Source organism: Shewanella decolorationis (assembly GCF_004354305.1).
Lineage (GTDB): Bacteria > Pseudomonadota > Gammaproteobacteria > Enterobacterales > Shewanellaceae > Shewanella > Shewanella decolorationis.
Genome location: NZ_CP037898.1, coordinates 1,876,851 through 1,896,159 on the forward strand (window position 1 = coordinate 1,876,851; position 19,309 = coordinate 1,896,159).

Below are 19,309 nucleotides of genomic sequence, written 5' to 3' on the forward strand. Positions count from 1 at the left end.
AAAACAGGTAAAAAATAAACAGAAGGCGAGATGACGGGCGCGACTTTAGGCCGGATCCTGTGCAGGGTAAAGTGAGTTAGATTGACTGAGATGGTGAATAATATTTGTGTTTATTATTCATAGAGATAATGAGGTGTAAATGTTGCTGGTTTGAAGCTGATTGGTACGAATGACCATTTTTAGCGATAGAAAAACAAACTAGAGTGGAATTAACTTCAATATACCGCATTTATTAGCATGATATTTCTATGGTTTTTAAGTTTAAATTAAGCTGTTGTCACTTGTCTAAAATGTCGAGTTTGATCTGTGTCACAGTTTTAAACATTTATTAAGTTACAGCCTTATCAAGCTTTTGCGATAAATTTATCCGTTTGAAAGTTTTGTTCATCGGTTTAGATCAAAAATAGGTGATTTTTATCGCTAAAAGGATGTTTTTGTGCTTTTTGTCGACAGAATTTGTGGTTGCCTAGTAGAAAAATAACAAAATAAACTGCTTTGACTCGTGTGATCTATGCCCTAAATTTGCCTAAAAAAATAATGGTATGAAGGTCGTCACCATGTCTTTAGTACAATCAAGCTCGGTTCCACCCAATAATGCACCTGCAAATGCAGGGCTTGAAAAGAAAAAAATGCTGATCTTAGTCGCGGATATTCTGCTGCTATTCGCGCTGTATTTAGGTTTGCCCTTCGACCAAGGGGTCAATACGGGTCTGGCTATTTTAGTGTTCGCCGCTATTTTGTGGTTAACCGAAGCGATTCACATCAGTATCACAGCGATTTTAGTGCCTATTTTGGCGGTATTCTTTGGGGTATTTGAAACCAAAGAAGCCATGAGTAACTTTGCCAATCCGATTATCTATTTGTTTTTCGGTGGCTTTGTTCTTGCCGCGGCGCTGCACCATCAAAAGATCGATACTTTGATCGCGCAAAAACTCCTGCTGGCCTCTAAAGGTAAACTCAGCATTGCTTGTTTAATGCTGTTTGGAGTAACGGCGCTGTTGTCTATGTGGATCAGTAACACTGCCACCACGGCGATGATGTTGCCGCTCGCGCTGGGGATTTTGCAACAGCTCGATCGCAAGCTGTACCACAGCACTTATGTATTCTTACTGCTTGGAATCGCTTATTCCGCGAACATCGGCGGCATTGGTACTTTAGTTGGCAGTCCGCCAAATGCGATTGCCGCGGCACAGGTGGGGCTGAGTTTTAGCGATTGGCTAAAGTTCGGTATTCCTACTGTCATTTTGTTATTACCTATGATGCTTTTGGCGCTCTACTGGTACTTTAAGCCGGATTTATCGGCCAAGTGCGAGTTGGCGGTTGAAGATCAAAAGCTGACCTTCCAAGGCAAACTAACCTTAGTTATCTTCCTTGCGACCGTTTGTTGTTGGATTTTCAGTGTGCCACTGGCAAAAGCGCTCGGCGGAATTACACAATTTGATACCGTTGTTGCACTCGGTGCGGTCGTGCTGTTGGCGGGTTTAGGACTTGTGGGTTGGAAGAAGATTGAATCGACCACAGATTGGGGCGTATTGATCCTCTTCGGTGGCGGTTTAACCTTGAGTGCCGTGCTCAAAAGCACTGGTACCAGCGTGTTCCTCGCGCATTGGATGACGGATATTTTTGGTAGCACTCATATGTCGCTGTTTGTATTTGCAGTGATCGCCTTTGTGGTGATGCTGACCGAGTTTGCCAGTAACACCGCGAGCGCGGCGCTGTTAGTGCCTGTATTTGCGGCGATTGCCGAAGCATTAGGGGTATCACCAGTGATGCTCTCCGTGCTGATTGGTATTGCGGCTTCCTGCGCCTTTATGTTGCCAGTGGCGACGCCGCCTAATGCGATTGTTTATGGCTCTGGCCATATCAAGCAGTCGGAAATGGTGCGAGTGGGCATGATAATTAACTTCCTCAGCATGATAGTGCTGGGCATTATTGCCCACACATTCTGGGAAGTGTAATCGCCTCTGAACCATTCAAATAAAATACCCAGCAAAGCTGGGTATTTTTATGGGCGAAAGACTTTAACAATAACTTTGCAGCCATTGGTCGAGTGCCGACTTGGGTAAGGCGCCCGCTTGCTGGGCGATAACATGCCCCTGTTTGAAAATCATCAGCGTAGGGATAGAGCGGATCCCAAATTGCGCCGCCAGTGCCTGTTGTTCCTCGGTATTAATCTTGCCGAAACGAAATTGTGGTTCCCACGCTTTTGCTGCCGCCGAAAAGGTAGGCGCAAAGCTTTTACAGGGGCCGCACCAGCTGGCCCAAAAATCGACCACCAAGGGTAACTCTGACTTGTGGGCATGATTAATAAAATTGGCGCTCGTGAGCTCAATGGGCGCCGCCGCAAACAGATTCTGTTTACATTTGCCGCAGGTCGGCTGCTCAGTTAACCGCTCTTGGGGCACGCGGTTCAAGGTGTCACAGTGGGGGCAGGCGATAATCATGGAATGGCTCCTTAGCTTAATGCATGTTGTAGATATGGGGGTGCTGCGGCAAATTTAAAGGGAGGTAAAGGCGTATCTAAACCTGCGCCACAAAATGGATGAGCTGCACCGACAAGCTCGGCCGGCGATGTTAGAATAGGCGCTTTGATAAATCACTTGAATGTAAGTGACGGCGAAGAGATTAATTAAATGACTGAATTAGAAGTTGTCGATCTGGTTATCGGCGAAGGAAAAGAGGCCGTAAAAGGCGCGTTGATCACCACTCAATACCGTGGTTTTTTGCAGGATGGTACTCAGTTCGATTCCTCCTATGACCGTGGTCAGGCATTTCAATGCGTGATAGGTACTGGCCGTGTGATTAAAGGCTGGGATCAAGGATTGATGGGTATGAAGGTTGGCGGTAAACGTAAGTTATTCGTCCCCGCGCATTTAGCCTACGGCGAGCGCCAAGTCGGTGCCCATATCAAGCCGAATTCGGACCTTACCTTTGAGATTGAATTGCTAGAAGTGCTAACGCGCGACTAATCCGGATTTTGGGGAATGCCTGTCAGCTCGCATCCCCAAACTTCTACTTTTGCCTGCCGTTTTTCAGGTTTGCCAATCCAGTGCGCCAGTGGATAACAGCTTGCTTCACCTTTATTGTTGGCAAAACATAAGTCATAGTCGCCCGCCTCGGGCGTTCGGCCCAAGGTTAGCTTGGGCAGTGTTGGCAGCTTAGGTTGATAATGCCAACTGCCATTGCTAAACACTGCGTCATCGGGGATTTCCATTCCCGCGCCCGTGCCTTTGACTCTGGCTTCTGTGAGGCGTAATCCTTGAGTAGTGACTCGATAGTCTTCTTCCCAGCGGATTTTTTCGATGCTGTGGTTCCATGCTAGGGTGAACTGCTCTGTGGGCACTTGTGCCCACAGTGTGCCGGCTAGGCCTAAACATAGACCTAGCATTTTATTGCCTTACCTTTGCAAACGCTCAAAACCTTACCCCCGCTCGGCAAGACGTTTCAGTTTGCGCGCTCTAAGGCTGTGCTGCACGATAAAGATTAGCGCCAGTCCAAAGCCAATTTCATCACTAAGCGGTGTCGCAAGGATTAAACTGGCTCCGGCGAGGAATCCGATAACGCGCTCCCACCAATAGAGTTTTTGCAGTAAGAAACCCGTAAAAATTACGCCCCAGATACCAATGCCCACAGTCGCTTTTAACATCACAAAACCCGTTGCCAACCAGCTATCGCTTTGCAGCATGAGTGCTGGATCGTAAACCGCCATAAAGGGGATCACAAAGCCAGCGATAGCGATGCGAATCGCCCACAGACTGATCTTAAGCCCCGATTCCTTTGCGATTGGCGCGGCCGCAAAACAGGCTAAGGCAACGGGAGGTGTTAAGTCGGCCATAATCCCGAAGTAAAACACAAACATATGGGAGACGATCAGCGGTACACCTAAGTCCAGCAGGGCGGGTGCGGCAATCGAGCTGGTAATAATGTAGTTAGGGATGGTGGGTATTCCCATACCTAATACCAGACAGGTGAGCATGGTTAATACTAGGGATAAGAACAGGTTATCCTGCCCCACAGCGAGAATATAGCTGGCAAAAGTAGAGGCAATCCCCGTGAGCGAGACAATACCGATGATCACTCCCACTAAGGCGCAAGCAATCCCAACAGGTACGGCATGGCGCGCACCTTCAACCAATGCATGTAAGCAAATGGTCAGAGTATCTTTACCACCTTTGATAAACCAACAAATGGCAACAAGTATGGCAATGACCCCAAATACCACGCCAATCCCCATCTGGAAGAAGCCCGCGCACAGTACCCCAAGGGCAATCCAAAAGGCAAAACGTAAGGCATTAGAAGGCAGGCGCAGTACAATGGCTGAACCTAATATCACAATCGAAGTCAGGGCTAAACCTACCATGCCAGAGAACAGCGGTGTTCTACCGGAAAACAGCAAGTAAACCAAAATAAACAATGGAATAAGCAGATACCAGCGCTCTTTAACCGCTGCCCAAGGATCGGGACATTGATCTTTAGGTAAGCCACAAAGATTGGCGCGTTTAGCTTCTAAATGCACCATCCAAAAAACGGAGCAAAAATACAGTAACGCTGGTAGCAAGGCTGCTTTGGCGATTTCAATAAACGGCACGTTAATGGTTTCGGCCATGATAAATGCCACAGCGCCCATAATGGGCGGCATGATTTGGCTGCCCATACTGGAGGTGGCCTCCACACCGCCGGCAAAGGCGGAGCGATAGCCAAAGCGTTTCATCAAGGGGATGGTAAATTGCCCTGTGGTCACCACGTTGGCGACACCAGAACCTGTGATTGTGCCCATCATCGCCGAGGAGACCACGGCCACTTTCGCAGGGCCGCCGAGCTTATGGCCGAATAAGCCCATCGCAAAATCGGTAAACAAACGGATCATGCCTGCTTGTTCTAAAAAGGCACCAAACAAGATAAACAGGAAGATATAGGTGGCCGACACATAGGTTGGTGTGCCATAAAGCCCCTCGGTACCAAAGGATAACTGGTTGATAATTTGGTCAACGCCATATCCGCGGTGCATTAAGTCACCGGGGAGATATTGGCCGAATAAGCCATAGGCCAAGAAAATACAGCAGATAATTGGCAGTGCCCAGCCCATCACCCGCCGCGCAGCTTCAAACACTAAGACAATCAGCACTACGCCAATCACCATATCGGCATCGGTAAGCTCACCGGAACGTTGGATCAGGTCGGCCTCAAAAATCCATTGATAGGCGGCCGTTGCCATGCCCGCAAGGCCAAGCAGCCAAGCTAAGGGTTGCCAAGGGCGAGACTTACCCACCGCTGGATAACTTAAAAAAACGACTAAAAGTAAAAAGCCAACGTGGGTTGCCCGCAGCACTTGGGTCGATACGGGGTGAAATGCGGCGGTAATAATTTGGAAAATCGAGAAAATAAGTGCCGTATAAAACAGCGCCTTGGGCCAGTCACTGGTGCTTGCACCAAGGCCTTGTTCGGAATCGCTCATATTTATGCCTCACAGCATTAGACTACAGAGGGCGACGCAGCACTTGAGTGACGCTATCACTCAAGTGCTTAGGTGAAAAATGGGTCGCACAGATTGAGGTTACACCCTTAGAGTGCGCCAACTTCTTTGAAATAACGCTCAGCACCTGGGTGCAGCGGCGCAGGCAGGTTTTTGGTTGCCTTGTCTAATTGAATGGCTTTCGCCGCTGAGTGCGCATTACCGAGACGATCTAAGTGCTCAAACATTAATTTAGTCATTTGATAGGCTAAATCGTCTGACACTCCCGCGTGAGTGACAAAGAGGTTTTGAATCGCAACCGTAGAAACATCGGCGGTTTGGCCTTCGTAGGTGGCTGCTGGGATCACTCCATGTTGATAGGCGGGGTTATTGATTTTGATAATGACATCTTCTGGGACTTCAACAAAGTTGATTGGCATCGTCGCCGCTAAATCGCGGATTGCCGCCATCCCTAAGCCAGAGGATTGTAATGTCGCGTCTAACTGACGGTTTTTAATCAGCTCGACCGATTCGGCATAGGGTAAAAACTCCACTTTGCCCATGTCTTCGTAGCTTAAACCTGCGGCTTTAAAAATTGCGCGGGCGTTGAGTTCAGTACCTGACTTAGGCGCACCGACAGAAATACGTTTGCCTTTCAAATCGGCTAAGGTTTTGATGCCAGATTCCTTATTGGCCACAATTTGAATGTAGTTAGGGTAAGCGGCAGCGAGCACGCGCACCTTATCTAATGGCTTTTTAAAGCCCGCATCAGCATCGCCTTGATAGGCTGCTGCCACCGAATCACCTAAGGCTAAGGCCAATTCTCCACGGCCCGCTTGTAGCAAGTTGAGGTTTTCAACCGAGGCTTTAGTGGCTTGCACTGAGGTTTTAGCGCCTTCAATGCCTGAGCCATAGAGCTGAGACAGTGCCACACCAATGGGGTAATACACGCCACTGGTGCCGCCAGTTAAGATGTTGATAAAGGCAGGCGCAGCCGCCATTGAGGCTGCGCTGAGTGAGAGCGTTAATGCTGCGCCAACGGCGATAAAACGTTTGTTGATTTTCATGCTTAAATATCCTTATTTTTTATTGTGTTATATAGGGAAATAAAAATCGGAACTATTGCTTGCTTAGTTTTAGTATCACTACTTATATACCCAAATCTGTTCAAAATACAGGCTTTGACGCGAGTTTTTATGCAGTCTAAATCGTTATTTATTTGGCTATGTACAATATTCCTGTAGGGCTATCGAGCGTCGGGTGCTGTGATGGCTAAAATGGAATAAGCTTATAAATCGGTAACTTAGCTGCGATTATGGTTCTGGTCGATCTAGGTAACTAAAACCTTAACAAAAGGCTCAAGCAATAGGGATATTGCTTTAGTCTAGGTGACTTTTCTAGTTAAGGGTTTTTTCTACGTAACAGTTTGATTTTAAATGCTATCACTGATTTTTTATTTGCTGTTTTAATCACCAATAGCTCTGACTAAGAAATCAGCCAATAAAAAGGGCTAACCGCAGTTAACCCTTAATCTAGATATTGGAGCGCACCCTAAAGTGCCACAATATTATTTAACGTTATCGAGCAGACCTTTAGACGCGTTTTTGGCGTGTTTTGCGGCACGTTTTTCCTTCATCGTCATTAACGGCTTTTTCTTGGCCTCTTTGCGATTTTTTTGCTCTTTACTCATAGTTAACTCCATGTACTTTCAGTGGTTGTTCATCAGGCTAGTCATGTAAGCCATTTGCGTAAAACCTGTTCCATGATGTCCTGATTAAAGCGAAACGATTAAACTCGAATTACACCATTTTTAAATCACAACTATTTAAAACTATTGGTAAATTACTTGAATTTATTTGCCTCTCTGAGCTGTACTCGCAAAATAATCTTATCACCTAAATCCTAACTAAGATCCACTCACTACTTAGAATAATTCACGCTAATGGTAGTGCCAATGTGTATATAAAATATGCGGTTTGGCGCACGGTTTTAGCTGCACCGTTACCTGCGGGTCGACTTGCCGAGTATGCCGCCGAGTAATCCGCGCAATATTTGTTTGCCGAGTTGATTACCCACGGTTCGAGCCGCTTGTTTGGAGAGTGTTTCGGCCAATCCTTGACGGCGTTTATTGCCAAAGATCAGTTCGCTAAACCAGCCTTGCTCCGCCTCTTGGGTGGCGGGCGTATTCGCCGTTTTGGTGCTACTGGTGCCATTGGCCGCTTCGGCGTGCCGCTGATTGAGTCGCTCGTAGGCGGACTCTCGGTTGATTAAGGTATCGTACTTGCCACCAATGGGACTCTTGGCCCTAATGGCGCTTAACTCCTCTGGGCTTGCGGGCCCCATGCGACAGCGGGGCGGCGCAATCAGGGCGCGTTCCACCATAGTAGGCACGCCTTTCTCGGCAAGTGTCGAGACTAAAGCTTCGCCCACGGCGAGTTGTGAGATCACCTCACTGACCACCAATTTAGGGTTGGGCACAAAGGTTTCGGCCGCGGTTTTAACGGCTTTTTGATCCCTTGGGGTATATGCCCTGAGGGCATGCTGAATGCGATTACCGAGCTGACCTAAGATCTCATTGGGAATATCGTCGGGGAATTGCGAGCAAAAATATACCCCGACGCCCTTGGAGCGGATAAGCCGCATAATCTGCTCTATGCGTTTGAGTAAACTTGCAGGGCAGCCTTCAAACAATAAGTGTGCCTCATCGATAAAGAAGACCAACTTGGGTTTATCGAGATCGCCAACTTCGGGCAGATTTTCAAACAGTTCTGACAATAACCAAAGTAGAAAGCTGGAATAGAGGTTTGGGGTCAAGATGAGTTTATTGGCGGCTAACAGGTTGATAATGCCGCGGCCTTGCAAGTTAGTGCGCATTAAGTCTTCGAGTTGTAATGCTGGCTCGCCGAAAAAGTCTTTGCCGCCATCGCGTTCTAAGCCGAGGACTGAGCGTTGAATCGCAGCAAGGGACTGGGCGCTGATAAGCCCGTATTTGGCGGAGATGTCTTTACGCTCATCGGCGACTAAGTTGAGCATGGCGCGAAGATCGTCGAGATCGAGTAACAATAAACCTTGGTCGTCAGCCAGTTGAAAGACAATGTCTAAAATACTGCTTTGGGTGTCATTGAGTTCGAGAATGCGCCCGAGCAGGGTCGGCCCCATCTCACTCACGGTTGTACGTAATGGGTGACCTTGCTCCCCTGCGAGATCCCAGCAAACAACGGGATTTGCCTCGGTTTGATAATCTTCAATCCCGATTTCGGCCGCCCGCTGCAATAGTTTGTCGTTTGGCGTGCCCGCTACACCGAGTCCTGAAATATCGCCTTTAATATCAGTAATAAAGACTGGTACACCTTGGCGGGAAAAGCCTTCGGCTAGGGTCATCAGCGAAACGGTTTTGCCTGTGCCTGTGGCGCCTGCGATCAGTCCGTGGCGGTTGGCATATTTAAGATTTAAGTGAACCTGTTGCTCACCTTTACCTAAGAGTAGAGTATTCAAGCGCAGTCCTTGTCTTAATTAACACTGTGATTAACGCACAGTGCATCGAGCCTGGTGGATAAAAAAACATCATCCAGTGTTTGCCTTTAGCCAATTTCTGTCAATATTGTTGAGCACATAATCGATACAGCTCTGGTAAAGCTTGCCAATGCTAGCTTGCCAAGTGTAGCTATTTTGTTGCATTTATTGAGGAGCCGAAGATGAAAACCCCTTTGATTATGTTAGTCTTGTCCGCATCACTGTTGATCTCTGCCTGCGCCGAATTAGCCTGTTCCGCAAGGACGGATGTCGACCCCTACGAGCCCATGTTAGATAAACAGCGCTGCGTGGCCGAGGCGGATAAACAGTTGGCCGCCCACGAGAAAGCCAAAAAGGCTGCAGAGGACCAACAGCTTAAACAAGCTGTCGATAAAGCGATTCAACAACGTCAATAGAAAGGATTGGTATGAAGGGAGCGGGAGGAACACAGGGCGGTATTGGCCAATTTTTTATTGGTCTTGCTATGATGTGTGCAGGATTTTACCTGTTATTCAATGCGATACAGGTCAGTTCTAGTTTTGGCTTGGGCTATGGCCTCTACCGCATGAATGCCTTTGGGCAGGGATTTTCTATCACCACAGGTATGGTGATGCTGCCGTTTATCCTCGGGATAGTGATGGTGTTTTTTGATGCCAAGACTAAGCTCGGTTGGCTGCTTACCTTAGGCTCATTAGTCGCCTTAATTGTCGGGGTGATAAGCTCAATTCAGTTTCACTTTCGGGCCATGTCGGCCTTCGATTTGATTGTGATTTTAGTGTTAGCCTTTGGTGGGCTCGGGCTGTTTTTACGCTCGTTAAAAGCGGCACCCACAGAGCAGAATGATCCCAAATAACGGCTACACTGAAATCTAGCTCCCATACCCATAGCCTAGGAAATCCAATGCGTTGGCGTGACAGTGACCGTAGCTCCAATATCGAAGACAGACGTGACCAACAGATGGCGTCCGCGGGTGTGCCCAGTGCGCTCCTGCTACGCTTGCTGCCTTTTTTACTTCGTACCAAAATCGGCCGAGTGATATTGCTGTTGGGCGGGCTATATTTTGCGTTTCAATATTTTACTGGCGGATTATCCATAGACCCGAGCAATCAAGCGGGGTTTAGCCAGTCACAATCGGCCAGCAATACCGCCGCTCAAGATGAAAATGCCCAGTTTGTGGCGGCGATCCTCGGCACCACCGAAACCGTATGGAATCAATTGCTGCAAGGGCGATATGTCGAGCCCAAACTGGTGCTTTATCGCAATATGACCTCAACCGGATGCGGTATGGGACAGGCGCAATCTGGGCCTTTTTATTGTCCCGCTGATAGCAAAGTCTATATCGACTTGAGTTTTCTCGAGGAGCTGAAAAAACTCGGAGCGCCGGGGGATTTCGCCTTTGCCTATGTGATTGCCCACGAGGTGGGTCACCATGTGCAGAACCTACTCGGCACCAGCACTAAAGTGCGTCAGGCCCAGCAAGCCGCTGGCAAGGTGCAGGCCAATCAACTGAGTGTTGCACTCGAATTGCAAGCCGACTGTTATGCTGGCGTGTGGGGGCATTATGTCGACAGGCAGCTCAATCTGCTCGAAGCTGGAGATGTAGAAGAAGGCATTGCCGCAGCAAGTGCCGTGGGGGATGACCGCCTGCAAAAACTTGCCGGGCGCGCCGTGCAACCCGAAGCCTTTACCCATGGCAGCTCTGCGGACAGGGTAAAATGGTTTAAGACGGGTTTTGCCTCAGGCAAGCTTGCCAGCTGTAATACCTTTAATCGCAACTAGTGATACACAGCCTTAGCGTGGGATTGAGACATGGCATTTGAAGATAGGTTTCGGCTCAGTAGCCATGCAGTAATCATTAACGATGTCGGCCAAGTGTTACTCCTTAAGGCAAATTACGGCAATTGCGCCTGGGGCTTACCCGGTGGCGCCTTAGAGCCCGGCGAAACGATTCACGAAGCGCTGCTGCGCGAATGCCAAGAGGAGTTGGGATTGGCGGTGAACGTCCACTACCTGAGCGGTGTGTATTATCACAGCGCCTATCAATCCCAAGCCTTTATCTTTCGTTGTGGGTTTGCATCTGCCGATGCGGTGATTCGCTTAAGCCATGAACACTCAGAGTTTGCCTTCCATGATATCGACACCCTTAGCGCGGTTCAGCAGCAAAGAATCAAGGATTGCCTTAATTTCAACGGTGTTGTCGTGAGTGCAAAGTTTTAAGGCTTTGCTAGTAAGATTGAGCTGCTAATAGGCTTAAGTTTGCGCGATTGGTTTTTAAACCAATGTGCCTTTGGAGCCTAGATTTTTATCCTTGTAAAACCATTCAGTTAGGCAGTATCTGTCTCTTACTTACCAGCAAGAAATCAAATGCTTACCCTGCACAATTTAACAACGGATGTTTTAATAAACTCACTGCTTTTAAAAGCAAAGTCAAAGTCGTGGGGCTTCACCCCACACCCGACCAAGGAGGACTGCTCATCCTATCCTCCTTGGATGCTCCAAGACGCCCCTAGCGAAGTTACATGCATTGGTTAGTGGCTTCGTGCTTATTCGAAAATCACTAACGCTTCCGATGGTACATCCTCTTTCCGTAAAATGAGGAGTCCGAAAGCTAGCGAAGCATCCATGCCTCGCTCACGCGCAATCCTTTAAATTAAGCGTCTTCAACGCCCGAGCAACTTCGCAGGGGAAGGTGAACTTCTATAGTTTTAGTGTTGTTTGTTAATATTTAAAAAGATCACTAACACTGCTCATAGGTAAGAGTGACGTTTGTAGAAACCATCTCATTTACTGCTTCATAAATAGTTGAGTTGAGTATCTTATTGTAAAATTCGTCAACGCTAAGAGGAGTGCCACACCATTCATTGCCGTCTTCAATGTTTAAAAATCTGCTCGAATTATCAAAATATAAGCATAATGACAGTTGAAAGGGCTCGCACTCATCATCCAAGATAAATTGCCTGGTTAGTTCAAATCGATATTGAGATTTACGCCCATTACCCCATTGCCAAAGCAGCATATCACCATCATTTTCTATATCGCACCCCTCAACTCTTTGGAGCTTATAGAAGTTAATCATGGCATTTGTAGCATTTTCTACTGTGAGATTAGCAATGTCATAACCCAATTCTTTTAAAAATAGTTCTCTACTCGTTTCAGGTCTCATAATTCCTTCTTAAACTGCTAACGTCTTAGTATTTAGACGCTGCACTGTTTGCAAGAAATAAATCGCTTATTGGACTTGTCCCTTGCCATATCTCCAAAAGAGTACGCATTAACTGGTTCTTAATTAAAGATCAATTTAACACTGATTTAAATTTAACAATGGGTGTCTAGATAAACCGTTCTGCGGCAACTCCGAGGGGATGGCGTATTCCTGTGATTGTTGAGTTGTCTTTTGGGCACTTAAAGCATCAAAGAGTTGTGGATGTTCTGTTTCACCCACAAAATTTAACAGTGGGTATCTCCTTAAGCTGGCCTATCTTGATTTGTTATGTTTATCTGTACACTTTTACAGTAGACTGATATAAAGAGCAAAATTTTTTACCACAGGAGTTTAGTTATGTATAAAGCGGTCGATATCGCCGTTGCATTACTTAAAGCTGCTCATGAACGTGGTTTACAGTTAACGCAGATGCAACTGCAAAAACTTGTCTATGTTACCCATGGTTTGTCCCTTGCGACTAGGGGGCTGCCGATGATCAATGAAAATGTTAACGCTTGGCAATATGGGCCTGTAATACCCGAGGTTTATCATCGTTTCAAAATTTATGGTAACCAAAATATAGACTTTTATTCATTACCTGAAGCTAAGTTCCCTCAGATGATTGATGCTGAGTCGATGAACCTTATTTCTATCACTTTAGATAACTTCGGTTCACTAAATGGTGGACAGCTATCAGAAATGGCACATCGCTCAGGTAGCCCCTGGCACAGCGTATGGTTCGATGGCTGTGGTAATGAAGTTAGAGGAGCAATCATCTCAAATGATTTGATTCGCCAACACTACCAACAAGTTGTAAATTCTGGGGTTGTTCAGTGTCTTTAAGGCTAAGAGTTGATGCTCCAAACCCATCCATACAAGAGCCAGAACCAACGGCAAGCGATATTGCTGATGTTCAGACACGTGAAAAATCAGAGCTCGCTGCTCTCAACGCCAAAACGGAAGACCAGCGAGCATTAACTAGGCTAAAAGAGTCCCTTGCTCACAATGTGTTATTCTTTATGTGGATGTGGTGTGGGTTTGTGTTTCTAGGTCTACTCACCTACTTTTCATCTCAACTTTCTCTTGGAAAAGAGATACCAAAAGAAGTAATTCTAGGTCTGTTAACATCAACAACAGTTGTTGTCGGTTTAGTTGGCTTTATCCTCAAGGGGCTGTTTGGTGGAAAGGAAACATAACTTCTTAGTATTTATGCGCTGGGCTGTTTGGAGGGCATAAATCGCTTGTTGGACTTGGCCGTTGCCACATCCATGTCAATGAAATTAAACGAGCCGCCCATTGTTAAATTTGTAGAGTGCATGCTTGTAAGAAAGGGGTCAGATTACTGTTGGGGTAGGCAAGATTTAGCACTGGCATGTAAGTGACCGTTGACGGCATGGTCGCTCTTTCACATCCATGTGATCGCGACATTCGTAAATCCTTTTACATCAGATGCCGTCGTCGAGCCTATAGGGACATATTCACGGCGTGTCACTGGAATGAAAGTGCTTAATCCTTATTAAACATGCTTTGAAATAAATCGGGTTATATATGGCTCGATTTCAAGCGGTTCGATAGGCATTGCGGTTTTCGCTAGACTTCATGGTTTTTAGAATAAAAAATGCCGGACTACGGAAGAACATAGCCCGGCAAAGGGAAGATAGCGTTAGCTATAGGACGGCTGGGGTTAGCTCGACTAACCAAAGCGATTGGTTACTGCTGGTATCGGTTAAGCTCACTAAAGCGCGTTGATTACCTTGGCAAGATTTGCCTAACAAGGGGCTGATGGTCATCGTCTGACTGCCACTAAAGGCAAAGTGCAGTGTGCCAGCGGTCGTCATATAAAAATCGCTGTTTACTTGGGCATTGCTAGTGACTTCGTTCAGGCTGATTTCGCCAATCACATCCCCCATATCATTCTCGGATACATTCTGCACCAGCATGTTGTAACGCGCGCCGCATTGGCCATTGGCGAACTCTGTGGTGCAGCGGTTTTGCGTGTCCGTGGCAAAGGTTAAGTCAAATTGCAGCAGGCGATTGACTGTGGCGTCGTAGTTAAAGCCTTCGATATCCCGCACCGAGGTGATGCGTCCAAGGCTGGTACCTGCGGCGGAAGAAGGCTTATCGACTAACTCAGTCACAAAACTGCCGACCTTATCTAAGGTGAAAGTACCGCCATCTGGGCCATTTTCAGTCGCCATCATCTCGCCCCATTGGCTGGTGCTGATGGATGAAAACTGATGGGCGTCGGCTGACTGTGCATCATAGAGACCATTAGGGCCGTCGGACTCGACACTGGCGGTAAACTTATAGCCACTGGCATCTTTAACGTAATGACCAAACTCCCCCGATTGCGCTTGGGGTGATTGTCCCTCATAGCTGTCGGAATTGGCGGTATGCACAATGGCATAGGCTTGATTGGGCAGGAAAGTCACAAAGCTGTCGTTATCGGTTTCGGGATCGTACACATGCCAAGTGCCGATTAACGCATCGCTAGCATCTTCAATACGCGTGAGCGTGATATTGCTCGAACCATTGTCCGTGAGGGTCAGCTTGAGAGTGTTTAAACTAATCTCTGCCTTATTGGCGACACTGCTGCCATCGTACAGGCCACCGGAACCATCGGATTGAGCGATGAGACTCACACTGAAACTACCTGTCACACTGTCCCAAGTGTAATTTCCATATTCGACCGAGGCTGCGCCCTGATCGCCATCACCCGCATGCTCGTGGATCAATATATAACGGCTATGGTCGATAAAGGTCAGTATGTTGCTTTGACCTTCTCCCTCCGACAGCAGCCAGCTACCCAGCAGCAGATTACGATTGGAAGTATCGAAATGATTAAGGGCCTGGGCTTCGCTGATCAGACTCAAACCCGAGCCGAGGTTGGCAAAGGCGGTGTTGAGTTGAGTATCAAAATCGGCACTGCTGATATCTAACACAGTATTGGCGAGCAGATCATGGTGTGAGATCTTGATTTGAATGCCATTTTCAACATCACAATCCTGATCTAAGGTTTGCAGCAATTGCAGGATATTTACCTTTGTGACCTCATTGCCCGCTGCAACTTCGGTGGGTGTGACGAGTGGCGCGGCAACTGTACTGGGAAATTGAATCGCGCCGACCGAAAAGGTGACTTGTTCCCCCTGTAAGTATTGAAACTCGCCGATATCGCTGGTGGTGCCATCGGTTTGGCTGTCGGTTTGATAATGGATCCCAGCGACTGGGCTGTCCCTAAAGATCCCAGTTAATTCGGCATTGGCATTGGTTTCACAGGTGACGAGGGCGGTTTCGGCATTGCTCTGGCTTAAGGTGCCGCTGCCATTGGCGACGGTACAGGTTTGTGCCGTTGGCTGCGTATTAACGGTAATGGCAAAGCTAACGCCTTCATTCTGCATATTTGAAAATGCAAAGGCCTTATCTGTGCCATCACTTTGAACAGAAAGGGTTTCTACTGTTTGGCCATTGGTTTGTAGGGTGAGTTTTAGGGTGTTGGTCAGCCCTTTTACGGTTCCCTTAATGGCAAACTGCTGGGGTTCGATGGGGCTAGGGGCCTCATCGTCATCATCACTGCCGCCACAGGCGCCGAGCGTGAGACCTAAGAGAATGGGAACAGTGAGTCGATAGATTGGCTTCATTATGTAAATTCCTTTTAGGCTACTGAGTAAATATCAGCAACGATTCGCTATCCCATGGCGGGATGGTCGTCAGTTATCGTTTGGGGCATGAGCGCAAGCAATATGCAGAAGGGATCAGTGGCTGAACCCTGAACAAGATATAAATCCTCGGGAGGGATTTTGTCTTTGAAACTTATTGAATGTTTTTGAAAGTGAATAATATCAATAGATTGAAGTGAAATTTGCTGGTATCGAGCGCGGCATTATTGCGCGCCTTCGTCGGCATTATGGATAAGTGGCATCAAGTGTTGATATAAGTCTTCGGCTTCGACGGCAATATCCTGCGCGCCATGTTCCTGGGCTTTTTGCCGCAGCGCCTCGGAGGGCATGATGGTATAGAGGTAAATGGGCGTGTTGATGCCGCGTTCGCGGATAGCCTGCATCAGTTTAAGGCCCGCGAGGGGATCTGAGCCTCGGCCCATGTCGGTAATAATGGCATCGTAGCGATATAAACTGAGCAGTGTGAGTGCATCGCTGCTGGTTTTGGTGGTGTAAACCCCAATCTTTTTTTGCTCTAAAAATTGGCGCTCGGCCTGATTATTTTCTGGGTGATCATCGACCCACAATATGCGTGCTTTTACGTTATGCGGCTCGGCCAGCACTAATGGGCCGCTGCGTTCGATTTGGTTATAAAAGAGTAGGGCAAGCACTGCGCTCGACAAGATAGCAATCAAGACTAATCCCGGCAGGGTGAAATAGGTTTTTTTTTGCGCGGGTTGAAGTGTATTCGAGTTGGCTGCGCTGGTGGCACTATCTGTTATTGCGAGCGAGTGGTCTTGAGCGGCAAAACTGTTGGCGATGGCATCGGAGCGAATAATGGCGGCGATATCGGGGGAGAGCCGATACCCTCGGCCATGCAAGGTTTGAATGATGGGCACCTTAAGGCCCGCTGACTCGAATAGTTTACGGGTATCCGAGATTAATCTTGCGACCGACCAACTGCTCACCACGGTATTGGGCCAAATGTGTTCGAGCAAGCAGGCCTGATCGCAATGGGCGGGATAGGCGTCGATCAATTGTGCGAGTAACAAGATAACGCGCTCGTCGCAGTGAAGCCTTTGGTTGTTGCAGAACAAGGTTCGGTTCTGGGTATCCAACACAAAAGCGTTAAAACAATAATGCATTCAGGTCCCTTGGCATCGAGTCATACTTTAGTTGTTAATGAATTGTATCAATCAATTCAAGCCAAACTTGCGCTTTGAGTCAAATGAATTGTCTGTGATTGAGCTCAAACTCGTGGCATGCCTTAGGCGCTTCTTCTGTTATACTGCCCCCTCGATTTTTTGGAGGCGAGAATGGACGTATCTTCTTTACTAGACGGCCTGAATGATAAACAGCGCGAGGCTGTCGCGGCACCGCAATCCAGCATGTTAGTGCTTGCGGGCGCAGGCAGTGGTAAAACGCGAGTATTAACTCACCGTATCGCGTGGTTAATGCAGGTCGAACAGCAGAGCCCTTACTCAATTTTAGCCGTGACGTTTACCAATAAAGCCGCGGCCGAGATGCGTGAGCGGGTAGAAAAAGTCGCGGGTACCAATATGGGGCGGATGTGGATTGGTACCTTCCACGGGCTGGCGCATCGTTTATTACGCACTCACTTCCAAGATGCGGGATTACCGCAGAGCTTCCAAATTCTCGATTCGGACGATCAGGTGCGCTTGCTGAAACGCATCCTGAAAAGTTTGAATCTGGATGAAAAACAATATCCTCCCCGTCAGGCACAGGCCTATATCAATGGCAAGAAAGACCAAGGTTTGCGGCCCAAGCATATCGATGCGGGCGGTTTCCCGATTGAGCAAAACCTGCTGAAGATTTATCAGGTTTATCAAGAATCTTGCGACCGCGCAGGTTTAGTCGACTTTGCCGAAATCCTACTGCGCGCCCATGAGTTATGGCTCAATAAACCGCATCTGCTGGCGCACTATCAGGAGCGTTTTAAGCATATTCTGGTGGACGAATTCCAAGATACTAACGCCATTCAATATGCGTGGATTAGAGTGCTGGCCGGCCAAACGGCTAACGTGATGATCGTGGGGGACGACGACCAATCCATTTACGGTTGGCGCGGCGCTCAGGTTGAAAACCTACACCGCTTCCTGCGGGATTTCCCGACGGCGACCACGATTCGCCTCGAGCAAAACTACCGCTCCAAGGGCAATATTTTGAAGGCGTCGAACGCCCTGATCGCCAATAACCCCGAGCGTTTAGGCAAAGAGCTGTGGACCGACGAAGCCGATGGTGAGCCGATTTCCCTCTACTGTGCCTTTAACGAAATGGACGAGGCGCGCTTTATTGTCGGCCGTATCAATGATTGGTACGAAAAAGGCGGCAATTTAAGTGACTGCGCGATTTTATATCGCTCAAACGCCCAATCACGGGTGCTCGAAGAAGCCTTATTACACAAAGGTTTAGCCTATCGTATTTACGGTGGCCTGCGCTTCTTCGAACGCCAAGAGATTAAAGACGCTATGGGTTATATGCGTCTTATCAGCAATAAAAATGACGATGCCGCCTTCGAGCGCGTGGTTAATACACCGCCGCGCGGCATTGGCGACAGAACCTTAGATATTTTACGTACTACCGCGCGTCAGCAAGAGCTTACGTTATGGCAAGCCTGTTTACGTTTGCTGGATGAAAAAGTGCTGGCCGGCCGCGCCGCCTCTGCGGTACGTGGCTTTATGGATCTTATCGTCACCCTGCAGGAAGAAACTCAGGATATGGCGCTGTACCGGATGACGGACACAGTGATCCAAGCTTCGGGCCTTAAGGCCATGTATGAGGCGGAAAAAGGCGAGAAGGCCCACGCCCGTATCGAAAACTTAGAGGAACTCGTCACCGCGGCGCGCACCTTCGAAATGCCAGAGGAGCTTGAGGATATGGGCGAGCTTAACGCCTTCTTATCCCACGCGGCCTTAGAGGCGGGTGAAGGTCAGGCCGACGCCTTTACCGATGCAGTGCAACTGATGACACTGCACTCGGCCAAGGGGCTGGAGTTTACTATGGTGTTTATGGCGGGTGTCGAGGAGGGGATTTTCCCGAGTAAGATGGCACTCGAAGAGGGCGATAGACTCGATGAGGAACGCCGCCTCTGTTACGTGGGCATGACCCGCGCGATGGAAAAACTCTATATCACCTATGCCGAATCCCGCCGTATTTATGGCCGCGAAGATTATGCCCGTCCATCGCGCTTTATTAAGGAAATTCCGCCGCAATATGTAGACGAAATTCGCTTAAAGGCGCAGGTGTCGACGCCGATGGCGAATAATCGCTTCAGTGCGCAAAAGTCGGCGGTCGCCAACGATACCGGCTTTAGCGTTGGCCAAAGAGTACATCATCCCAAGTTTGGTGACGGTAAAGTGACTAACTTTGAAGGCAGTGGCGCACAGGCGCGGGTACAGGTGAATTTTAGCGATTTTGGCAGTAAATGGCTGGTGGTCGCTTACGCCCGCTTAGAGGCGTGTTGAT

18 protein-coding genes are annotated in these 19,309 nt (G+C 48.1%); 9 read left to right on the top strand and 9 right to left on the bottom strand.

Features of this window, described 5'->3' with window-relative positions:
- The first annotated feature begins 557 nt into the window (after window positions 1–557).
- Complete coding sequence (locus tag EYR25_RS08605; protein ID WP_133179355.1) at window positions 558–1,958, top strand: DASS family sodium-coupled anion symporter; 1,401 nt, start codon at window positions 558–560, stop codon at window positions 1,956–1,958.
- Window positions 1,959–2,021: 63 nt separating this feature from the next.
- On the opposite strand, the gene trxC is transcribed toward EYR25_RS08605, so the two are convergent.
- A complete protein-coding gene (gene trxC / locus EYR25_RS08610; protein ID WP_023268914.1) occupies window positions 2,022–2,444 on the bottom strand; it encodes a thioredoxin TrxC in 423 nt (140 codons plus the stop codon).
- Between the two features lie 189 nt (window positions 2,445–2,633).
- Here trxC and EYR25_RS08615 point away from each other — a divergent pair, with 189 nt between their 5' ends.
- Window positions 2,634–2,969, top strand: coding sequence for an FKBP-type peptidyl-prolyl cis-trans isomerase (locus EYR25_RS08615; RefSeq protein WP_023268913.1), 336 nt, complete (start codon window positions 2,634–2,636; stop codon window positions 2,967–2,969).
- On the opposite strand, the gene EYR25_RS08620 is transcribed toward EYR25_RS08615, so the two are convergent.
- The 5 genes from EYR25_RS08620 to EYR25_RS08640 all read right to left on the bottom strand — a co-directional run bounded on the left by EYR25_RS08620 (window position 2,966) and on the right by EYR25_RS08640 (window position 8,947).
- Window positions 2,966–3,388: a DUF1850 domain-containing protein gene (locus tag EYR25_RS08620; protein WP_023268912.1), complete on the bottom strand. Its 423-nt coding sequence runs from the start codon at window positions 3,386–3,388 to the stop codon at window positions 2,966–2,968. The genes EYR25_RS08615 and EYR25_RS08620 overlap by 4 nt on opposite strands.
- Window positions 3,389–3,421: 33 nt before the next feature.
- Window positions 3,422–5,455 (bottom strand): TRAP transporter permease, encoded by a 2,034-nt coding sequence (locus EYR25_RS08625; protein WP_133179358.1) that lies wholly within the window; start codon window positions 5,453–5,455, stop codon window positions 3,422–3,424.
- Window positions 5,456–5,562: 107 nt separating this feature from the next.
- Entirely contained in the window at window positions 5,563–6,519 is a 957-nt protein-coding gene (locus EYR25_RS08630; protein ID WP_133179361.1) for a TAXI family TRAP transporter solute-binding subunit, read from the bottom strand.
- A gap of 500 nt (window positions 6,520–7,019) precedes the next feature.
- Window positions 7,020–7,142 carry a hypothetical protein gene (locus EYR25_RS21490; RefSeq protein ID WP_039978852.1) on the bottom strand — a complete coding sequence of 41 codons (123 nt, stop codon included), beginning with the start codon at window positions 7,140–7,142 and terminating at the stop codon, window positions 7,020–7,022.
- 311 nt (window positions 7,143–7,453) lie between these two features.
- On the bottom strand, window positions 7,454–8,947 hold the full coding sequence (locus EYR25_RS08640; RefSeq protein ID WP_133179363.1) for a helicase HerA-like domain-containing protein: 1,494 nt from the start codon (window positions 8,945–8,947) through the stop codon (window positions 7,454–7,456).
- Window positions 8,948–9,147: 200 nt separating this feature from the next.
- On the opposite strand from EYR25_RS08640, the gene EYR25_RS08645 reads away from it, so the two are divergent.
- Genes EYR25_RS08645 through EYR25_RS08660 form a run of 4 tightly spaced genes read left to right on the top strand, consistent with a single transcriptional unit; the run spans window position 9,148 to window position 11,182 of the window.
- Window positions 9,148–9,381, top strand: coding sequence for a hypothetical protein (locus EYR25_RS08645; protein ID WP_133179365.1), 234 nt, complete (start codon window positions 9,148–9,150; stop codon window positions 9,379–9,381).
- An 11-nt stretch (window positions 9,382–9,392) separates the two neighbouring features.
- Window positions 9,393–9,818 (top strand): NfeD family protein, encoded by a 426-nt coding sequence (locus EYR25_RS08650; protein WP_011621267.1) that lies wholly within the window; start codon window positions 9,393–9,395, stop codon window positions 9,816–9,818.
- Window positions 9,819–9,865: 47 nt separating this feature from the next.
- Entirely contained in the window at window positions 9,866–10,744 is an 879-nt protein-coding gene (gene ypfJ / locus EYR25_RS08655; protein ID WP_133179367.1) for a KPN_02809 family neutral zinc metallopeptidase, read from the top strand.
- 30 nt (window positions 10,745–10,774) lie between these two features.
- Window positions 10,775–11,182: an NUDIX hydrolase gene (locus EYR25_RS08660; protein WP_133179370.1), complete on the top strand. Its 408-nt coding sequence runs from the start codon at window positions 10,775–10,777 to the stop codon at window positions 11,180–11,182.
- A gap of 520 nt (window positions 11,183–11,702) precedes the next feature.
- On the opposite strand, the gene EYR25_RS08665 is transcribed toward EYR25_RS08660, so the two are convergent.
- A complete protein-coding gene (locus EYR25_RS08665; RefSeq protein ID WP_133179372.1) occupies window positions 11,703–12,128 on the bottom strand; it encodes a hypothetical protein in 426 nt (141 codons plus the stop codon).
- Between the two features lie 396 nt (window positions 12,129–12,524).
- On the opposite strand from EYR25_RS08665, the gene EYR25_RS08670 reads away from it, so the two are divergent.
- Window positions 12,525–13,010 (top strand): Panacea domain-containing protein, encoded by a 486-nt coding sequence (locus EYR25_RS08670; RefSeq protein ID WP_133179374.1) that lies wholly within the window; start codon window positions 12,525–12,527, stop codon window positions 13,008–13,010.
- Window positions 13,001–13,363, top strand: coding sequence for a hypothetical protein (locus EYR25_RS08675; RefSeq protein ID WP_133179376.1), 363 nt, complete (start codon window positions 13,001–13,003; stop codon window positions 13,361–13,363). The genes EYR25_RS08670 and EYR25_RS08675 overlap by 10 nt, the downstream gene beginning before the upstream one ends.
- A 471-nt stretch (window positions 13,364–13,834) precedes the next feature.
- Here the strand turns inward: EYR25_RS08675 and EYR25_RS08680 are convergent, their stop codons facing one another.
- Entirely contained in the window at window positions 13,835–15,805 is a 1,971-nt protein-coding gene (locus EYR25_RS08680) for a hypothetical protein (protein ID WP_133179378.1), read from the bottom strand.
- A 242-nt stretch (window positions 15,806–16,047) separates the two neighbouring features.
- A complete protein-coding gene (locus EYR25_RS08685; protein WP_133179380.1) occupies window positions 16,048–16,968 on the bottom strand; it encodes a response regulator in 921 nt (306 codons plus the stop codon).
- A 171-nt stretch (window positions 16,969–17,139) separates the two neighbouring features.
- Between EYR25_RS08685 and uvrD the strand changes: the two genes are divergently transcribed.
- The gene (gene uvrD / locus EYR25_RS08690) at window positions 17,140–19,308 is read left to right on the top strand and encodes a DNA helicase II (protein WP_133179382.1); all 2,169 of its coding nucleotides are present in this window, start codon (window positions 17,140–17,142) and stop codon (window positions 19,306–19,308) included.
- The last annotated feature ends 1 nt before the right edge of the window (window position 19,309 follow it).

What these genes read in the sequence shown, in the direction of transcription:
- EYR25_RS08665 (WP_133179372.1), bottom strand. Translation starts at nt 12,128, where the DNA reads ATGAGACCTGAAACGAGTAGAGAACTATTTTTAAAAGAATTGGGTTAT.
- EYR25_RS08650 (WP_011621267.1), top strand. Translation starts at nt 9,393, where the DNA reads ATGAAGGGAGCGGGAGGAACACAGGGCGGTATTGGCCAATTTTTTATT.
- EYR25_RS08660 (WP_133179370.1), top strand. Translation starts at nt 10,775, where the DNA reads ATGGCATTTGAAGATAGGTTTCGGCTCAGTAGCCATGCAGTAATCATT.
- EYR25_RS08685 (WP_133179380.1), bottom strand. Translation starts at nt 16,968, where the DNA reads ATGCATTATTGTTTTAACGCTTTTGTGTTGGATACCCAGAACCGAACC.
- trxC (WP_023268914.1), bottom strand. Translation starts at nt 2,444, where the DNA reads ATGATTATCGCCTGCCCCCACTGTGACACCTTGAACCGCGTGCCCCAA.
- EYR25_RS08605 (WP_133179355.1), top strand. Translation starts at nt 558, where the DNA reads ATGTCTTTAGTACAATCAAGCTCGGTTCCACCCAATAATGCACCTGCA.
- EYR25_RS08625 (WP_133179358.1), bottom strand. Translation starts at nt 5,455, where the DNA reads ATGAGCGATTCCGAACAAGGCCTTGGTGCAAGCACCAGTGACTGGCCC.
- EYR25_RS08680 (WP_133179378.1), bottom strand. Translation starts at nt 15,805, where the DNA reads ATGAAGCCAATCTATCGACTCACTGTTCCCATTCTCTTAGGTCTCACG.
- ypfJ (WP_133179367.1), top strand. Translation starts at nt 9,866, where the DNA reads ATGCGTTGGCGTGACAGTGACCGTAGCTCCAATATCGAAGACAGACGT.
- EYR25_RS21490 (WP_039978852.1), bottom strand. Translation starts at nt 7,142, where the DNA reads ATGAGTAAAGAGCAAAAAAATCGCAAAGAGGCCAAGAAAAAGCCGTTA.
- uvrD (WP_133179382.1), top strand. Translation starts at nt 17,140, where the DNA reads ATGGACGTATCTTCTTTACTAGACGGCCTGAATGATAAACAGCGCGAG.
- EYR25_RS08615 (WP_023268913.1), top strand. Translation starts at nt 2,634, where the DNA reads ATGACTGAATTAGAAGTTGTCGATCTGGTTATCGGCGAAGGAAAAGAG.
- EYR25_RS08630 (WP_133179361.1), bottom strand. Translation starts at nt 6,519, where the DNA reads ATGAAAATCAACAAACGTTTTATCGCCGTTGGCGCAGCATTAACGCTC.
- EYR25_RS08670 (WP_133179374.1), top strand. Translation starts at nt 12,525, where the DNA reads ATGTATAAAGCGGTCGATATCGCCGTTGCATTACTTAAAGCTGCTCAT.
- EYR25_RS08645 (WP_133179365.1), top strand. Translation starts at nt 9,148, where the DNA reads ATGAAAACCCCTTTGATTATGTTAGTCTTGTCCGCATCACTGTTGATC.
- EYR25_RS08620 (WP_023268912.1), bottom strand. Translation starts at nt 3,388, where the DNA reads ATGCTAGGTCTATGTTTAGGCCTAGCCGGCACACTGTGGGCACAAGTG.